Origin of the sequence: Mycobacterium botniense, assembly GCF_010723305.1 — a bacterium.
Classification (GTDB): Bacteria; Actinomycetota; Actinomycetes; order Mycobacteriales; family Mycobacteriaceae; genus Mycobacterium; species Mycobacterium botniense.
Genome location: NZ_BLKW01000002.1, coordinates 1,389,485 through 1,406,143 on the forward strand (window position 1 = coordinate 1,389,485; position 16,659 = coordinate 1,406,143).

Here is a 16,659-nt window from a genome sequence, read left to right on the forward strand (position 1 = left end):
ACACGTGGCCCCTGAAAGCACCCAGGCTTCTCAGAAGAGTTCGCTGACTAGGCGACGCGTCGCGGTGTTAGGCGGTAATCGCATCCCGTTCGCGCGATCCGACGGCGCTTACGCCGAGGCGTCCAACCAGGACATGTTCACCGCCGCTCTGGGCGGGCTCGTGGAGCGATTCGGTCTCGCCGGCGAACGACTCGGCGCAGTCATCGGCGGCGCGGTGCTCAAGCACAGCCGCGATTTCAACCTCATGCGTGAATGCGTGCTGGGTTCAGCGCTGTCGCCGTACACTCCGGCGTTTGACCTGCAGCAGGCGTGCGGCACGGGGCTGCAGGCCGCAATCGCCGCAGCGGACGGGATCGCCGCCGGCCGCTACGAAGTGGCCGTTGCCGGCGGGGTGGATACCACCTCCGATCCGCCGATCGGTTTCGGCGACGAGCTGCGCCGCACGTTGCTGAAGCTGCGCAGGTCCACGTCGAACCTGGAACGGCTGAAGCTGGTCGGCAAACTGCCCGCCACCCTCGGGGTGGAGATTCCCGTCAACAGCGAGCCGCGCACCGGGCTTTCGATGGGGGAGCACGCCGCCATCACCGCCAAGCAGATGGGGATCACGCGGGTCGACCAGGACGAGCTGGCAGTCGCCAGCCACCGCAACATGGCGGCTGCCTACGACCGCGGCTTCTTCGACGACCTGATCACACCGTTTCTGGGACTGTACCGCGATGACAATCTGCGGCCCGACTCGACGGTGGAAAAGTTGGCCGCATTACGTCCGGTTTTCGGGGTGAAATCCGGTGACGCGACGATGACCGCGGGCAATTCCACTGCGCTGACCGACGGTGCCTCGGTCGTGTTGCTGGCCAGCGAGGACTGGGCAGCGCAGCATTCGCTAACCCCGCTGGCCTATTTCGTTGATGCCGAGACCGCCGCGGTCGACTATGTCAACGGCGACGACGGGCTGCTGATGGCGCCGACCTATGCTGTGCCCCGGCTGCTGGCCCGCAACCAGCTGACCTTGCAAGACTTCGACTTCTACGAGATCCACGAAGCATTCGCTTCGGTGGTGCTGGCGCACCTGCGGGCTTGGGAGTCCGAGGAATATTGCAAACGACGACTGGGCTTAGATGCCGCACTAGGTTCAGTTGATCGCTCCAAGCTCAACGTCAATGGTTCGTCGCTCGCCGCCGGGCATCCCTTTGCGGCCACCGGTGGGCGAATCCTCGCGCAGATGGCAAAACAGCTTGCCGAGAAAAAGGCGCAGCTAAAAGGGTCCGTGAGCAAACCAGTCCGCGGGCTGATCTCCATCTGTGCCGCTGGTGGTCAGGGCGTAGCCGCGATCGTGGAGGCCTGATCCCCGGCGGAGGCCGTAATTTTGGTGCCGGTGGTTTGGTAACGAAACACGGCGGGTAGCCGATGCTCTGGATAGCTCCGTGTTGTCGTCCGACCCCCGACCCGATGACAACGCGGGGCATCCCTGACGTGCGTGACGGGGTTCGGGGAAGGGCTCACCGCCGGACCGAGGGGATCCGGCGGTGCCCTGTTCCGGGATCAGTCCCGGTGGCGGTGTACTGGTAAAACAACACCGGACTGCGGACGTCTCACCGGACTGCGGACGTCTCGCGGATTAAAAGGCCGCTTCCTCGAGCTCCATGATGTCGTTGTCCAGCGTCTCAATGATCTGGCGCGTGCTGGTCAACATCGGCAGGAAGTTCTTGGCGAAAAACGAAGCCGCCGCAACCTTGCCCTCGTAGAAGGCACGATCCTCACCGGCCGCCCCGGCGTCAAGCGCCTCGACGGCGACCGCTGCCTGACGCTGCAGCAACCAACCGATCATCAAGTCGCCGACGGCCATCAGGAAGCGCACCGAACCCAGCCCAACCTTGTAGACATTGGTGGGATCCTCTTGGCTGGCCATCAGGTAGCCGGTCAGGGCGGACGCCATCGCCTGCACGTCGGTGAGCGCAGTCGCCAGTAGTTGGCGCTCGGCCTTCAGCCGCCCGTTACCCGATTCGCTTGTGACGAACTCCTCGATCTGGCCTGCCACATGCGCCAGCGCCACACCCTTGTCGCGGATGATCTTGCGGAAGAAGAAATCCTGGGCCTGGATGGCGGTGGTGCCTTCGTAGAGCGAGTCGATCTTAGAGTCCCGGATGTACTGCTCAATCGGGTAGTCCTGCAAGAACCCGGATCCGCCCAGCGTTTGCAGGCTCTCGGCCAGTTTGGCGTAGGCCTGCTCGGAGCCCACGCCCTTGACAACCGGCAGCAGCAAATCGTTAACCCGTTCCGCCAGCTGGGCGTCCACCCCGTGCACCGCCTCAGCCACGGCGGCGTCCTGGTAGGTCGCGGTGTAGAGGTAGAGCGCGCGCAGACCTTCGGCGTAGGCCTTCTGGGTCATCAGTGATCGCCGCACGTCGGGGTGGTGCGTAATCGTCACCCGCGGTGCGGTCTTGTCGGTCATCTGGGTCATGTCGGCGCCCTGTACCCGCGATTTGGCATACTCCAGGGCGTTCAGGTAGCCGGTAGATAGCGTCGCGATCGCCTTGGTGCCGACCATCATTCGTGCCTGCTCGATGACATCGAACATCTGTGCGATACCGTTATGTACTTCACCGACCAGCCAACCTTTGGCGGGCACACCGTGCTGGCCGAACGCCAGCTCACAGGTCGCCGACACCTTCAGGCCCATTTTGTGCTCGACATTGGTGACGAAGACACCGTTGCGCTCACCGGGCTCACCGGTTTCGGGGTCGAACAAGAACTTCGGCACGAAGAACAGCGACAGACCCTTGGTGCCCGGGCCCGCGCCCTCGGGGCGGGCCAGCACCAGATGGAAGATGTTCTCGAACAGGTCACCCGAGTCAGCGGAGGTAATGAATCGCTTAACGCCGTCGATGTGCCAGGACCCGTCGTCCTGCTTGACGGCCTTGGTGCGCGCGGCGCCCACATCGGAGCCGGCGTCCGGCTCAGTCAGCACCATGGTGGCGCCCCAGCCGCGCTCAGCGGCCAGCACCGCCCACTTCTTCTGTTCGTCGGTTCCGAGTTTGTAGAGAATGTTCGCAAAGCCGGCGCCGCCGCCATACATCCACACGGCCGGGTTGGCGCCGAGGATGTGCTCGTGCAGTGCCCACACCAGCGCTTTGGGCATCGGCGTACCACCAAGCGCCTCTTCGATGCCGATTTTGTCCCAACCAGCCTCAAGAGTCGCTTTCACTGACTTCTTGAACGCCTCAGGCAGCGTCACCGAGTGAGTCTCAGGATCGAAAACCGGCGGGTTGCGGTCGCCCTCGACGAACGACTCGGCGATCGGGCCTTCCGCCAGCCGGCTCATCTCCGCCAGCATCTCGCGGGCAGTGTCCACGTCCAGTTCGCTGTAGCGGCCGGTGCCAAACGCTTTGTCGACACCTAAGACCTCGAACAGGGTGAACTCCTGGTCGCGGACATTGCTTTTGTAGTGGCTCACGTGTTCCTCCTCGCTGAGAACGCCACTTCATGGTTGAGTACTTAGCGATTAAGTTACCCACCAGTAACACCGATAAACTATACCGATCAGTAACTTCAACGCAACAAACTGTGAGCTAAATTCCATGAGCTAATTAACCAACTAGTTGGATAGTGTGGTGCTGCCGTACTGGCAACGACGTGACCTGCGATGACGGTATCCAAACGGCAGGTGTGTCCGGTCTCACGATGTGCGTCGAGGGAAGCCAGGCACAGCTTGTGGCCAACTGCTGAGAGGTCAGCGTGAACGGTTTTGCCGTGTCCGGATGGTCCCGCGCGCGCCGCGCCGCGGGTAGGCTCAGGCGAGTAGGTGTGCAAAGTTCCGCGACGCGATATAAGCCCGATGCCAGGCCCGCTGACCTCGACCAGTAAGCTCACTCCCACCTCCTTGCGGGAGGCTTTCGGCCATTTCCCGTCGGGTGTGGTGGCGATCGCCGCAGAGGTCGACGGGGTCCGGGAAGGTCTGGCGGCCAGCACATTCGTCCCAGTCTCACTGGATCCGCCGCTGGTGTTGTTCTGTGTGCAGAACACCTCGACAACGTGGCCGAAACTCAGGCGGGCACCGTTGCTGGGTATCAGCGTGCTCGGTGAGGCCCACGACGAGGCAGTGCGCACGCTGGCCGCCAAAACCGGGGACCGCTTCGCCGGCGTGGAAACGGTGTCCAACGGCGGCGGCGCGGTATTCGTCAAGGGGACCAGCGTATGGCTGGAAAGCGCGATCGAACAACTGATCCCCGCCGGGGATCACACCATCGTGGTCTTGCGGGTCTGCGCTGTGAAGGTGAATCCTAACGTGGCGCCTATCGTGTTCCACCGGAGCATTTTTCGTCGACTCAACACCTGACGGCGATCCAGCGTCCCAGGAAACGTGCTTCTCAGCAACTCCGGATGCGCCGCTCAAGGGTTACGTCATACCCGGGCTCAGCCGTGTGGTCCCTCAGCGGCGGAATAGCTTGTTACCCAGCCATACCACCGGATCGTATTTGCGATCGACAACCCGCTCCTTCATCGGGATCAGCGCGTTGTCGGTGATTTTGATGCTTTCCGGGCAGACCTCGGTGCAGCATTTGGTGATGTTGCAGTAGCCGAGGCCGTGCTCCTCCTGCGCCTGACTGCGCCGGTCGAGAGTGTCTAGCGGGTGCATTTCCAGTTCCGCGATGCGCATCAGAAAGCGCGGGCCCGCGAACGCTTTCTTATTTTCCTCGTGGTCGCGGATGACATGGCAGACATTCTGGCACAGGAAGCATTCGATACATTTGCGGAATTCCTGTGACCGCTGCACATCGACCTGCGCCATCCGGTATTCCCCGGGCTGCAGCTCCTTGGGCGGTGTGAAAGACGGGATCTCGCGGGCTTTCTCGTAGTTGAACGACACATCGGTGACCAGATCACGGATCACCGGGAATGTCCGCATCGGCGTCACCGTGACGACCTCGTCTTTGCCGAACGTGGACATCCGGGTCATGCACATCAACCGAGGTTTACCGTTGATCTCCGCCGAACACGAACCGCACTTGCCCGCTTTACAGTTCCAGCGCACCGCGAGGTCAGGCGTCTGCGTCTGCTGGAGACGGTGGATGACGTCCAGCACCACTTCACCCTCGTTGACCTCGACGGTGAAATCCTGCAGGGCGCCGCCGGTTTTGTCGCCGCGCCACACCCGCATGCTCGCCTTGTAGGTCATTAGCGTCTCCGTCCTGGGTGCCCGACCAGCTCTTCGTCGGTGTAGTACTTCTCGAGTTCAGAGATTTCGAAGAGCTCCAGTAAGTCGGCTCGCATCGGAACTTGCGGCTCGCGGGTGATGCTGATACGGGGGATCGCTGAATCGCCGTCGTCCACGGCACGGCATACCAACAACACCTTGCGCCAATTCGCGTCCATTCCAGGATGGTCGTCACGGGTATGGCCGCCCCGGCTTTCGGTGCGCTCCAGCGCGGCCCTGGCCACGGACTCGCTCACCAGCAGCATGTTGCGCAGGTCGACGGACAGATGCCAGCCCGGGTTGTACTGGCGGTGCCCTTCCACCTGCAGGTTGGCGTACCGGGCGCGCAGCTCCTCCAACCGCGTCAGCGCCTGCGACACTTCGTCGGCGGTGCGGATGATCCCGACCAGATCGTTCATGCACTCCTGCAGTTCAATCTGCAGCTTGTACGGATTCTCGGCTGGTGAGCCGCCTTTGGGTCCTTCGAACGGCGCCAGTGCCCGTTTGGCGGCAGTCTCGACCGCCTCGGCTGGGATCGTGGGACGGCTGCGTAAAGCCCGCACGTAGTCGGCGGCGCCCAGGCCGGCGCGCCGGCCGAACACCAGCAGGTCCGACAAGGAATTGCCGCCAAGCCGGTTGGAGCCGTGCATACCGCCGGAGCACTCGCCGGCGGCGAAAAGACCGGGCACAGTGGCTGCACCGGTGTCCGGGTCGACCTCGATGCCCCCCATCACGTAATGACAGGTCGGTCCGACTTCCATCGGCTCCTTGGTGATGTCTACCCCCGCTAGTTCCATGAATTGGTGATACATCGACGGCAGGCGGCGTTTGATCGTCTCGGCCGGCAGCCGCGACGCGATGTCGAGGTAGACGCCGCCATGGGGGGTGCCCCGGCCGGCTTTCACTTCGGAGTTGATCGCGCGCGCCACCTCGTCGCGCGGCAACAGATCCGGGGTGCGACGGGCCGAGTCGTTGTCCTTGAGCCACTGGTCGGCTTCCTGCTCAGTTTCGGCGTATTGGCCTTTGAACACCGGCGGGATGTAATCGAACATGAATCGCTTGCCGTCGGCGTTCTTCAGCACGCCGCCGTCACCGCGCACACCCTCGGTGACCAGAATCCCCTTGACGCTGGGCGGCCACACCATGCCGGTCGGATGGAACTGAACGAACTCCATGTTGATCAGCGTGGCGCCGGCCCGCAGCGCCAGGGCGTGTCCGTCGCCGGTGTATTCCCAGGAATTCGACGTCACCTTGAACGACTTGCCGATCCCGCCCGTGGCCATCACCACCGCGGGTGCCTCGAACACCACGAAGCGCCCGCTTTCACGCCAGTAGCCGAATGCTCCGGAGATGGCGTCGCCGTCTTTGAGCAGCTCGGTGATCGTGCACTCGGCGAACACCTTGATGCGCGCCTCATAGTCTCCGAGCTCGGCGTAGTCCTCCTGCTGCAGCGAAACGATTTTCTGCTGCAGGGTGCGGATCAACTCCAGGCCGGTGCGGTCGCCCACGTGCGCCAGCCGGGCGTAGGTGTGTCCGCCGAAGTTGCGTTGGCTGATCCGGCCGTCCTTGGTGCGATCGAACAGCGCGCCGTAGGTTTCCAGCTCCCAGATCCGGTCGGGTGCCTCTTTGGCATGCAGCTCGACCATCCGCCAGTTGTTGAGGAATTTCCCACCCCGCATGGTGTCGCAGAAGTGGGTTTTCCAGTTGTCCTTGGGGTTGGTGTTGCCCATCGCGGCCGCAGCGCCCCCCTCGGCCATCACGGTGTGAGCCTTGCCGAATAACGACTTACACACCACGGCCACCTTCAAGCCGCGTTCCCGTGCTTCGATCACCGCACGTAGCCCCGCGCCGCCGGCACCGATGACGATTACATCGAAGGAGTGCCGTTCGACCTCAACCATGAAACCTCGCTACAATGATCCGGGAATGTCCACTGGAATGTGTAATTACTTGTCATCCAACAAATCTCAAGTCATGGATGGTGCCACTCGCCACTAGCATGATGTAGAAGTCGGTGAGCACCAAGGTTCCTAGCGTGATCCATGCCCAGGTCATGTGCCGGGCGTTGATCCGGCTGACCTGCGTCCAGAGCCAGTACCGGATCGGGTGCTCGCCGAAGTGTTTGAGCCGGCCACCGATGAGGTGGCGGCAGGAGTGGCACGACAACGTGTAAACCCACAGTAGCACCACGTTGACGACGAGAATGACGTTGCCCAAACCGAATCCGAAACCGGACGGCGAGTGAAATGCCATGATCGCGTCGTATGTGTTAATCACCGAGACGACCATGGCGACGTAGAAGAAATATCGGTGGCTGTTCTGAATGATCAGTGGTAGCCGAGTTTCTCCGCTGTAGTGTGCACGCGGCTCAGGCACCGCACAACTCACCGGGGACTGCCACACCGAGCGGTAATAGGCCTTCCGGTAGTAGTAGCAGGTGATGCGGAACGCCAGCAGAAAGGGCAAGACCAGCATCCCCAACGGCACCCATGGCGGGAAGTGTCCCAGCCATACGCCGAGATGGCTGGATCCCGGCACGCACGACGCGCTGATGCACGGCGAGTAGAAGGGTGTGAGGTAGTGGTACTCAGGGACCCAATAGGCGCTTCCCCAGATTCCCCGGATGAACCCGTAGAGCAAAAAAGCGCCCAGGCCGAGGTCGGTGATCAGCGGCGACAACCACCATCGGTCAGTTCGCAGCGTACGTTGGGGTATCTGGGCACGCGCCGGTGAGAAGACTCCGGTCGCAGGACGGTTCGCTGTGGGTGCGCTCATCTGGTGTAATCCTGTTCGGGTGGTCTTGTCGGAGGGTACTCAGGCAGGAGCACCCCGTTTCGCGGGGGGTGCGTCAGAACCTCCCGCGCCGCCGATCCCCGCGTCCTCGGCGTCGCCCCAGAAGCCAGTGTCCTACGGCGTGTCGGGAATCGCGACCTTTGGGTCTGACTGCGTTTCCGGGGAGGGGCTCAAAACCAACTCCTGGGCGTCGACCTCATTCGGTGTCACTCAGAATCCCCTTGGCGCGCTTGGCGATGCGCCGCAACCCAGGGTGTCACCGTATCGCGCTGTCAACGATGGCAGCCAAGGCCACAGGTCCTGATCGGTTCGTGAGGTCGGACAAGTTCACTAACGTCGGACAACGCAACTGCCTGCCCTGAGGAGTGTCTCGGATCACAGCCCCGATACCATCCACCGAACCGGCAGTGAGATAGATCACCTGGGCCGGTGCGGCAATTGCCGGGGCGGGACAGTGCCGACCGCGCACGCGGATCGTGGGCCGCCGCTCTACAGCCGAATCCGGCCGAGCCGCAACGGCTCGGCCGGATTCGGCGCCATGGGATTACGTGGTGACGGCGATGCGTCTCGCCTCAGGCCGGGCATAAGCACCGGCGACCCGGATGGTCAGCACACCGGCCTCATAGGAGGCCGAGACGGCGTCGCTGGTGACGTGCTCCGGTAGCCGAAACGACCGGCGGAACGATCCGTAACGGATCTCCCGCAAGCTGCGGCCGTGCTCGTGCTCCGCGTGTTCGTCGCGGTGCTCGCCGTGGATGACCAGCCACCCGCGATCTAGCTCAACAGCGACGTCTTTGTCGACATCGATACCCGGCAGCTCCAGCCGCACAACCGCGTCATCACCATGTCTGATGATCTCAGCGGCGGGCGTGAACTGGTCGTGTGCGCGGGGCTGAATCCAGTCGACCATGGCGGCAGGTCCGAAAAAATCGCGCAACCACCGCTCGGTGTCCCACGGTCGCGACCACAACGTCAGATTGCTCATCTGCTGTCTCCTCGTCGTTGCCGGCCGGCACCACGCCGGCTCTGCAGAGATAAACATGAGTCGACCACGCTAAAGTTCCGCCTGGGAGTTCGCTGGTGGCGAACCCGCACCTCACAGCCCTGCCGCCCTGATGTGAGGAGATGGTGATCTGCATGTCACATCAGGCGACATCGCCGCAACGTCGCCGTTCTACGTTGGCCCTATGAGTTCCGTGGGGGGTTCGGCGACTCGCGACCTCGTCGTGGTCGGCCATGGCATGGTGGGTCACCGGCTTGTCGAGGCGCTGCGTGCTCGTGATGTCGACGGCCTGTGGCGCATCACCGTGCTGGCCGAGGAATCCACCGCCGCCTATGACCGGGTGGGGCTGACCGGCTATACCGAGCATTGGGACCGGGAGCGGCTGGCGCTGCCTGGTAACGATTACAGCGGTGACGAGCGGGTGCGGCTGCTGCTGAACAGCCGCGTCGTCGCCATCGATCGGGATGCCAAATCCGTGCTGACCGCCGACGGCCACCGGTATCGCTACGACAAACTGGTACTGGCGACCGGATCCTCCGCGTTCGTGCCGTCGGTTCCCGGCCACGACTTGCCTCGCTGCCACGTCTACCGCACCTTCGACGACCTCGACGCCATCCGCGCCGACGTCCAGCGCACGCTGGAGGCCGGGCACCCGAAAGCTGCCGTGGTCGTCGGTGGCGGCCTGTTAGGGCTGGAAGCTGCTCATGCATTGCGCCAGTTCGGATTGCAGATCCATATCGTGGAGATGATGCCGCGCCTGATGTCTCAGCAGGTCGACGAGGCCGGCGGAGCGCTGCTTGGCACGATGATTACCGACCTTGGCATCACAGTGCATCTGGCGGTGAAAACCGAGTCCTTACAAGCCGTCGAGCATGCCGACGGCTGGCAGTCTGTGCGGGTCAGCCTGTCTGACGGCACCGTCATCGACGCGGGCCTGGTGATCTTCGCCGCTGGCATCCGCCCCCGTGACGAGCTGGCTGCGGCCGCGGGTCTCGCGATCGCCGAGCGCGGCGGCGTGCTTACCGATTTATCTTGCCGGACAAACGATCCGGACATCTACGCGGCGGGCGAGGTGGCCGCGATCGAGGGCCGCTGCTATGGATTGGTCGGGCCGGGCTATACCAGCGCAGAGGTGGTAGCCGATCGGTTACTGGACGGCGCTGCGGAATTTCCCCAAGCCGATTTGTCGACCAAGCTCAAGCTGCTCGGGGTCGACGTCGCCAGTTTCGGCGATGCCATGGGGACCACGCCGAACTGCCTGGAGGTCGTCGTCAACGACGCGGTGAGCCGAACCTACGCCAAGCTGGTGCTCTCTGATGACGCCAAGACCTTGCTCGGCGGAATCCTGGTGGGCGACGCGTCCAGCTACGGGGTGCTGCGGCCGATGGTCGGCTCCGAACTGCCCGGTGACCCGCTCGCGCTGATCACCCCGGCCCAATCGGGTGGTGGCGCAGCGGCGTTAGGGGTGGGCGCGCTGCCTGACTCGGCGCAGATCTGCTCGTGCAACAACGTCACCAAAGGCGAGCTCAAGTGCGCGATCGGTGACGGCTGCTCCGACGTTTCTGCGCTCAAGACATATACCGGGGCCGGCACATCATGCGGCTCGTGCATCCCGATGCTCAAAAAGCTCCTCGAAGCCGAAGGCGTGCAACAGTCCAAGGCACTCTGCGAGCACTTCAGTCAGTCGCGCCAAGAGCTGTTCGACATCATCATGGCCACCGGCATCCGGAGTTTCTCCGGTCTGTTGAAGCGCTTCGGAAACGGCAAAGGTTGCGACATATGCAAACCCGCGATCGCCTCGATCCTGGCATCCACCGGCTCCGAACACATCCTTGACGGCGAGCAGGCATCGCTTCAGGACTCCAACGACCACTTTCTGGCCAACATCCAAAAGAACGGCAGCTATTCGGTGGTGCCGAGGGTTCCCGGCGGCAGCATCGAACCGGATCACCTCATCCTCATCGGCCAGGTCGCGAAAGAGTTCGGGTTGTATACCAAGATCACCGGTGGCCAGCGCATTGACATGTTCGGCGCCCGAGTCGATCAGCTGCCGGCAATCTGGAAACGTCTGGTGGACGGCGGCATGGAATCCGGGCACGCCTACGGCAAGGCGGTCCGCACGGTCAAGAGCTGCGTCGGCAACGACTGGTGCCGGTACGGCGTCCAAGATTCCGTGCAAATGGCCATCGACTTGGAGCTGCGCTACCGCGGTCTGCGCGCACCGCACAAGATCAAGATGGGCGTGTCGGGATGCGCACGCGAATGCGCCGAGGCCCGCGCCAAGGACGTGGGTGTCATCGCAACTGACAAGGGCTGGAATCTCTACGTCGGCGGCAACGGCGGTTTTTCACCCAAGCATGCGCAGCTGCTGGCCAGCGATCTTGACGGTGAGACGCTGATTCGCTACATCGACCGGTTTTTGATGTATTACATCCGCACTGCCGACCGGCTTCAGCGCACCGCGACATGGATCGAAACCCTCGACGGCGGACTGGATCATGTGCGTGAGGTGGTGTGCAACGACTCGCTGGGCCTGGCTGCGGAATTCGAGGCGGCGATCGAGCGCCATGTGGCTAACTACCGGTGTGAGTGGAAAGGGGTGCTGGAAGATCCGGACAAGCTTGCCCGCTTCGTGTCCTTCGTCAACGCTCCCGACGCCCCCGACCCCACCGTGACGTTCATCGAACACAACGGGCGCAAGCGGCCGGCGCTTCCCAGCGAGCGGCCTGATCCGGTGCTGATCGGCATGCCGCGAATGCGGACATCGAGCGAGGGGAACAAGGAGATCTCATGACGGTGCTCGACGACACCACCGAACGGCAGAGGTTTTCCGGCGAAACCTGGACCGCGGCCTGCCCCTACGATCACCTGATTCCCAACCGCGGTGTGGGGGTGCTGCTCGACGACGGATCGCAGGCAGCGTTATTCCGGCTCGACGACGGATCGCTGTATGCGATCGGCAATATCGACCCGTTCACCCAGGCTGCGGTGATGTCACGCGGCATCGTCGGAGACCGCGCGGGGCAGGCCATGGTGCAATCACCCATCGGCAAGCAGGCTTTCGGTTTGGCGGACGGCCAGTGTCTTGACGATCCGACGGTAGCGGTGCCGGTGTACCCGGTGCGCGTCACACCCGGCGGGCACGTGTATGTCGGTCGGCCTGCCGCCTAGGAGGTTGTGCTTCGCGGCGGCGACAGCTATCACACGACCCGGCGCACAGCGCGCCCTTTTCTCAAACGACACCCTCAGCACAGGGGTTTTGTCACTGGCGTCCGGCACAACCGCTACCCGGCCCGCGACGGCGTGGGCATGAGGTCTACCGGGTAGCCGGGTTCACGCCACCTCGGTCGCGTCGTCGACCGCCAAACGATACCCGCGCTTCACCACTGTCGTCACAATCTTCTTGTCACCCAACGCTGATCGCAAACGCAGCACTGCCGTGTCGACGGCATGGGTGTCACTGCCATGGCCGGGCAGCACCCGCAGCAGCTCTTCGCGGGCCACCACGGTGCCCGGTTGCCGCGCAAGCGCCCGCAGAGTAGCCATCGCCGACCGCGACATCGGCTTGACTACGCCGTCGACCACCACACAGGTTCCGCGGATTTCGATCACGTGACCGGCGGCTTTCACGATGCGAGACCGTAGCGATGGCAGCGTGTCGACGACGTGACGGGCTAGCGCTCCCAACCGCATTCGCTCCGGTGACGACGTCGGAACGCCCTCCCGCCGCAACGGCTGGGCTGTCACCGGACCCACGCACATGGCATGTACGTCCGAGCGCAGGGCGTCGAGCAGCTGGTTTTTGATGCGCATCTCATGGGCGCGCACCAGCGTCGCCGCTGCCGCGGGTGCAGACGTGAACGTCACCGCATCGAACTGTCGCTGCGCGATCTGGGTGATCAGCTGGTCGAATTCGCTGCCTGCCGGTGCCGGCCGCCAGCGGTACACCCGGATGGGAACGACGTCAGCACCTGCCGAACGCAGTCGGTCAAGAAATTCCGGGAACGGGTCCCAGTCGTCGGTAGCGCCGTGCAACTGGACCGCCAGACGCAGGCCCGCAACCCCGGATTCGAGCAGGTATCCCAGCACTTCGCGAGACGATTCGGATTCGGGTGACCACTCCTCGGGCAGGTTGGTGGCGCGCAGTGCGCCTTTCGCCTTCGGTCCGCGAGCAACGATCCTCGCTTGGGACAAGGCCGTGATCAACTCGTTTGCGAGCCCCCACCCGTCGGCCGCGGCGATCCACCCGCGGAACCCGATCCCGGTCGTGGCCACTAAAACGTCGGGCGGCTGGGCGATCAAAGCCTCGGTTTGACTGTGCAATTCGTCGTCTTCAGGCAGGGCGACCATAGTGATCGCCGGGGCACTGCACACCGTGGCGCCATGCCGCCGCAATAATGCGCACAGCTCCTCGGCGCGGTTTGCTGAGGTCACCGCCACCCGATACCCGGTGAGCGCGGCCGCGTCGGGCTGGCCCATATGACGTATGTATGCCCGCCAGGTTTCCGTCGGGTTACCACACAATTGCTGACACGTTGCTGCCGCTGCGTTTCCGATCACGCACGAGCCGGCGCTGACGCGCGGTCCGGTTCGGGCACGGAGGCTCGGGCCGGGCGGCGGACATACATTGTCCAGGTGACAGCCAAAGCCACGAGGTAGAAGATGAGGAAGCTCCAGAACGCCGTCGTCTCCTCACCGGTGCTCATGTAGGACTGACGGAGCGCCAGGTTAATGGCCACACCACCGAACGCGCCGATTGCGGCGGCGAATCCGATCAACGCACCGGACATAGCCCGTGACCAATGACGCCGTTCCGCTTCGGTGACTTCCAACGAGCGGCTGCGTGCATCGAACACCGAGGGGATCAGCTTGAACACCGACGCATTGCCGACCCCCGAGAGCACGAACAGGGCGATAAAGCCGATGACGTAGCCGACCAATGCGACACCACTTGTCACGGGACCGGTGTGCTCATCGTAGGTGCTGACGCCGACCAGCAGCCCGGCGGCGACGATCATCCCGGCGAACACCGTCAGGGTGACACGGCCGCCGCCGAAGCGGTCGGCCAGGCGGCCGCCGTATATCCGGGAGAGGGAGCCCAGCAGTGGCCCCAAGAAAGCGATTTGGGCGACGTGTAGGGCGGCCTGGGCGGCACTTTGCCCGGTGGTCAGGAAGTTGATGTAGAGCACCCGGCCGAACGCGAACGAAAATCCGATGAACGAGCCGAAGGTGCCGATATACAGCAGTGAGATTGCCCAGGTATCGCTGGTGGACAAGATCGAGCGGATGTGGCCGACCTCGATGCAGTGGTCCAGGTTGTCCATGAACAGTGCCGCTGCGGTGCCGACAACGGCCAGCAGCACCAGGTAGATCGCACACACCCAGTACGGTTGACGGTCACCGGCGAGCGCGAGCACGAGCAGTCCGACGATCTGAACCACTGCCACCCCGAGGTTTCCCCCGCCGGCGTTGACCGCAAGCGCCCAGCCCTTGAGCCGCTGCGGGTAGAACGCGTTGACGTTGGCCAGTGACGCCGAATAATTGCCGCCACCCAAACCGGTCAGCGCTGCGCACACCACATACGGCCACAGCGGCAGGCCGGGGTGCGCCAGCAGGACGATGGTGGTGACGGTCGGGATGAACAGCACAAAGGCCGAAAACACGGTCCAGTTACGCCCGCCGAACCGGGCTATAGCCAACGCATAGGGGATGCGCACACAGCCCCCCACCAGTGTGGCAACCGCGCCTAGCAGGAACTTGTCACCCGCGGAAAACCCGTAGACGGACTGGGGCATGAACAGCACCATCACCGACCACAGCGACCAGATCGAGAAGGCGACGTGATCAGCCGCCACGGTGCAGACCAGGTTGCGGCGGGCTATCTTGTGGTTGCCGGCGTCCCAGGCCGCCCGATCCTCAGGGTTCCAGTCGACGATCCGATGTGAACGGGCCATGCAGCCTCCTCGTGCCTCGATACCGCGGCCAGCGCCCGGAAGGCCCCAATCCCGTCACGCCGTCACATTGTGGCCGCGGCGCGAAATTACCTGGAACGGCTGGGAGGTGACAGTGAAAAAGCTGGGAGTCAGCAGTGACCGGCGGCCACCCGGATCAGCGACGGCCCCGGCGCGCGCGGCTCCGCCCCACCGTGAGCACGTGCGAAATCCCGCGCTGCCGGGCCGTTGCCAGGTGGTTACCAGACGTCGCCGTCGCGCCAATCGCACGTCAGTGCCGCGGAGGTGTCCAGGTCCATCCCGACCGGCAGCACGAACACCGACCCGTCGGCCTCGGGTGTGCGGGCCGGCCCGGTGGGGGCCAGCACCGAGGTCGGGCCGCGCCAGGCCAGCCAGCCGCGCGACGTGAAGAGTGCGCGGCCCCGGTCTGACGAGCAGATTGCTCCCAGCTGGTAGGCACCGCGGATCACCTGCTCGCACGCGTCGAGCACCGCGACCGCCAGTCCTTGGCCGCGCCAGTCTTCCCGCACCGCGACACCTTCGACATAACCGCAGCGCAACGCCGCACCGCGGTAGAGCAGCCGGCGTTGCACCACCGCGGCGTGCGCGATGATCGCGCCGTGGTGCCAGATCAGGGCATGCATCCCGCCCAGTGTGTGCTCCCAGTCGCTGTCAGTGAAGCCGCCGGCGAACGCCTCGGCAACCATCTGGCGGGCGCTGCGGCGGGTGTCGCGGTCGAGATCGGCGGTGTGAACCAGGCGGGCGGTGTGGACCAGGGTGTGCACACTTCTTATTTACCAGTCGATTCCAGCGGCCGAACGGACAACGGCGGGGGCCGGCTGTTGACGCGGGCGCGACCAGTGCAGCCGCACTCGCTGGCCGGGCCGCACCTGAGCCACCTTGTCGATGTCCTCGTCGATCACCACGCCCACCACCGGGTAACTGCCCGTCACCGGATGATCGGGCCCCAAGATGACCGGTAACCCGTTGGGCGGCACCTGGATCGCCCCACGTGCGGTGCCCTCAGCCGGCAGCTGCCGGCCCGCACAGCGATATGACAGCGGGTGGCCGACCAACTGCATGCCCACCCGGTTACTGCGGTCGGAGACTTCCCAATCGGTGTGCACCAGTGCGTCGGGATCGACCAGCCAGTCGTCGCGCGGGCCCGGCACCACTCGCAGCTCGAGCGGGCCGTTGGTGATGGCTGCGACCGGAGCCTGGTCGAGTTCGGGGTAATCCGGGGTGTGCTCGCCGACGGGCAGCAGGTCGCCGCGCTGCAGCGGCGCCGGACCGATCTTCGTCATCACGTCATAGCTCCGCGAGCCCAGCACCGGTGGCACGTCGATGCCGCCACGCACCGCCAGATAGGAGCGCAGCCCAGCGCGCGGCACACCCAAAGAGATGACCTCACCGTCGCGAACGTGATGAATACTGTTGGTGCCGAACATAATTCCGTTGACAGTTGGGTTGGTGTCAGCGCCGGTGACCGCGATATCGACATCGCCGCCGCGCACCCGCGCCGCGAACCCGCCGAACGTCACCTCCACGGTGGCGCGGTCGGCGGGGTTGGCCACCAGCCGGTTGGCCAGCCGGTGCGAACGGCGGTCGGCGGCCCCGGAGCGGGTGACACCGAGGTGCGCCGCTCCGGCCCGGCCGAGGTCCTGGACGAGGGCCAGCGGTCCGGTACGCAGGATTTCCAGAGTGGTCATAACCCTTTC

General features: G+C 64.2%; 13 protein-coding genes. 4 read left to right on the top strand and 9 right to left on the bottom strand.

What is annotated here, in order from left to right; translation table 11 throughout:
- Nucleotides 1–4: 4 nt before the first annotated feature.
- Nucleotides 5–1,345 (top strand): acetyl-CoA C-acetyltransferase, encoded by a 1,341-nt coding sequence (locus G6N08_RS06500; RefSeq protein ID WP_246216628.1) that lies wholly within the window; start codon nucleotides 5–7, stop codon nucleotides 1,343–1,345.
- A gap of 273 nt (nucleotides 1,346–1,618) precedes the next feature.
- On the opposite strand, the gene G6N08_RS06505 is transcribed toward G6N08_RS06500, so the two are convergent.
- Entirely contained in the window at nucleotides 1,619–3,454 is a 1,836-nt protein-coding gene (locus tag G6N08_RS06505) for an acyl-CoA dehydrogenase (RefSeq protein WP_163755385.1), read from the bottom strand.
- Between the two features lie 393 nt (nucleotides 3,455–3,847).
- Between G6N08_RS06505 and G6N08_RS06510 the strand changes: the two genes are divergently transcribed.
- The gene (locus G6N08_RS06510; protein WP_163756776.1) at nucleotides 3,848–4,336 is read left to right on the top strand and encodes a flavin reductase family protein; all 489 of its coding nucleotides are present in this window, start codon (nucleotides 3,848–3,850) and stop codon (nucleotides 4,334–4,336) included.
- Nucleotides 4,337–4,429: 93 nt separating this feature from the next.
- Here the strand turns inward: G6N08_RS06510 and G6N08_RS06515 are convergent, their stop codons facing one another.
- The 4 genes from G6N08_RS06515 to G6N08_RS06530 form a co-directional block, all read right to left on the bottom strand.
- On the bottom strand, nucleotides 4,430–5,176 hold the full coding sequence (locus G6N08_RS06515) for a succinate dehydrogenase/fumarate reductase iron-sulfur subunit (protein WP_163755386.1): 747 nt from the start codon (nucleotides 5,174–5,176) through the stop codon (nucleotides 4,430–4,432).
- Nucleotides 5,176–7,095, bottom strand: a complete 1,920-nt coding sequence (locus tag G6N08_RS06520) for a fumarate reductase/succinate dehydrogenase flavoprotein subunit (RefSeq protein ID WP_163755388.1) — start codon at nucleotides 7,093–7,095, stop codon at nucleotides 5,176–5,178. The genes G6N08_RS06515 and G6N08_RS06520 overlap by 1 nt, the downstream gene beginning before the upstream one ends.
- A gap of 52 nt (nucleotides 7,096–7,147) precedes the next feature.
- The gene (sdhC, locus tag G6N08_RS06525; RefSeq protein ID WP_163755390.1) at nucleotides 7,148–7,969 is read right to left on the bottom strand and encodes a succinate dehydrogenase subunit SdhC; all 822 of its coding nucleotides are present in this window, start codon (nucleotides 7,967–7,969) and stop codon (nucleotides 7,148–7,150) included.
- Between the two features lie 562 nt (nucleotides 7,970–8,531).
- Nucleotides 8,532–8,972 carry an Hsp20/alpha crystallin family protein gene (locus G6N08_RS06530; protein ID WP_163755392.1) on the bottom strand — a complete coding sequence of 147 codons (441 nt, stop codon included), beginning with the start codon at nucleotides 8,970–8,972 and terminating at the stop codon, nucleotides 8,532–8,534.
- Nucleotides 8,973–9,174: 202 nt separating this feature from the next.
- Between G6N08_RS06530 and nirB the strand changes: the two genes are divergently transcribed.
- Together nirB and nirD are read left to right on the top strand one after the other, a co-directional pair.
- Nucleotides 9,175–11,784 carry a nitrite reductase large subunit NirB gene (nirB, locus tag G6N08_RS06535; RefSeq protein WP_163755394.1) on the top strand — a complete coding sequence of 870 codons (2,610 nt, stop codon included), beginning with the start codon at nucleotides 9,175–9,177 and terminating at the stop codon, nucleotides 11,782–11,784.
- Complete coding sequence (nirD, locus tag G6N08_RS06540; protein WP_163755397.1) at nucleotides 11,781–12,161, top strand: nitrite reductase small subunit NirD; 381 nt, start codon at nucleotides 11,781–11,783, stop codon at nucleotides 12,159–12,161. The genes nirB and nirD overlap by 4 nt, the downstream gene beginning before the upstream one ends.
- Before the next feature lie 162 nt (nucleotides 12,162–12,323).
- Here the strand turns inward: nirD and G6N08_RS06545 are convergent, their stop codons facing one another.
- The 4 genes from G6N08_RS06545 to G6N08_RS06560 form a co-directional block, all read right to left on the bottom strand.
- Nucleotides 12,324–13,469 (bottom strand): uroporphyrinogen-III synthase, encoded by a 1,146-nt coding sequence (locus G6N08_RS06545; RefSeq protein WP_163755399.1) that lies wholly within the window; start codon nucleotides 13,467–13,469, stop codon nucleotides 12,324–12,326.
- A 77-nt stretch (nucleotides 13,470–13,546) separates the two neighbouring features.
- Nucleotides 13,547–14,944, bottom strand: coding sequence for a nitrate/nitrite transporter (locus G6N08_RS06550; protein WP_163755401.1), 1,398 nt, complete (start codon nucleotides 14,942–14,944; stop codon nucleotides 13,547–13,549).
- A 236-nt stretch (nucleotides 14,945–15,180) separates the two neighbouring features.
- Complete coding sequence (locus G6N08_RS06555) at nucleotides 15,181–15,726, bottom strand: GNAT family N-acetyltransferase (protein ID WP_163755403.1); 546 nt, start codon at nucleotides 15,724–15,726, stop codon at nucleotides 15,181–15,183.
- Between the two features lie 9 nt (nucleotides 15,727–15,735).
- Nucleotides 15,736–16,650: a 5-oxoprolinase/urea amidolyase family protein gene (locus G6N08_RS06560; protein WP_163755405.1), complete on the bottom strand. Its 915-nt coding sequence runs from the start codon at nucleotides 16,648–16,650 to the stop codon at nucleotides 15,736–15,738.
- Between the last annotated feature and the right edge of the window lie 9 nt (nucleotides 16,651–16,659).

Bases quoted from the DNA above. Each gene is read 5' to 3' on its own strand.
- sdhC (WP_163755390.1), bottom strand. From the start codon at position 7,969: ATGAGCGCACCCACAGCGAACCGTCCTGCGACCGGAGTCTTCTCACCG.
- G6N08_RS06560 (WP_163755405.1), bottom strand. From the start codon at position 16,650: ATGACCACTCTGGAAATCCTGCGTACCGGACCGCTGGCCCTCGTCCAG.
- G6N08_RS06520 (WP_163755388.1), bottom strand. From the start codon at position 7,095: ATGGTTGAGGTCGAACGGCACTCCTTCGATGTAATCGTCATCGGTGCC.
- nirB (WP_163755394.1), top strand. From the start codon at position 9,175: ATGAGTTCCGTGGGGGGTTCGGCGACTCGCGACCTCGTCGTGGTCGGC.
- G6N08_RS06550 (WP_163755401.1), bottom strand. From the start codon at position 14,944: ATGGCCCGTTCACATCGGATCGTCGACTGGAACCCTGAGGATCGGGCG.
- G6N08_RS06545 (WP_163755399.1), bottom strand. From the start codon at position 13,469: ATGGGCCAGCCCGACGCGGCCGCGCTCACCGGGTATCGGGTGGCGGTG.
- nirD (WP_163755397.1), top strand. From the start codon at position 11,781: ATGACGGTGCTCGACGACACCACCGAACGGCAGAGGTTTTCCGGCGAA.
- G6N08_RS06515 (WP_163755386.1), bottom strand. From the start codon at position 5,176: ATGACCTACAAGGCGAGCATGCGGGTGTGGCGCGGCGACAAAACCGGC.
- G6N08_RS06530 (WP_163755392.1), bottom strand. From the start codon at position 8,972: ATGAGCAATCTGACGTTGTGGTCGCGACCGTGGGACACCGAGCGGTGG.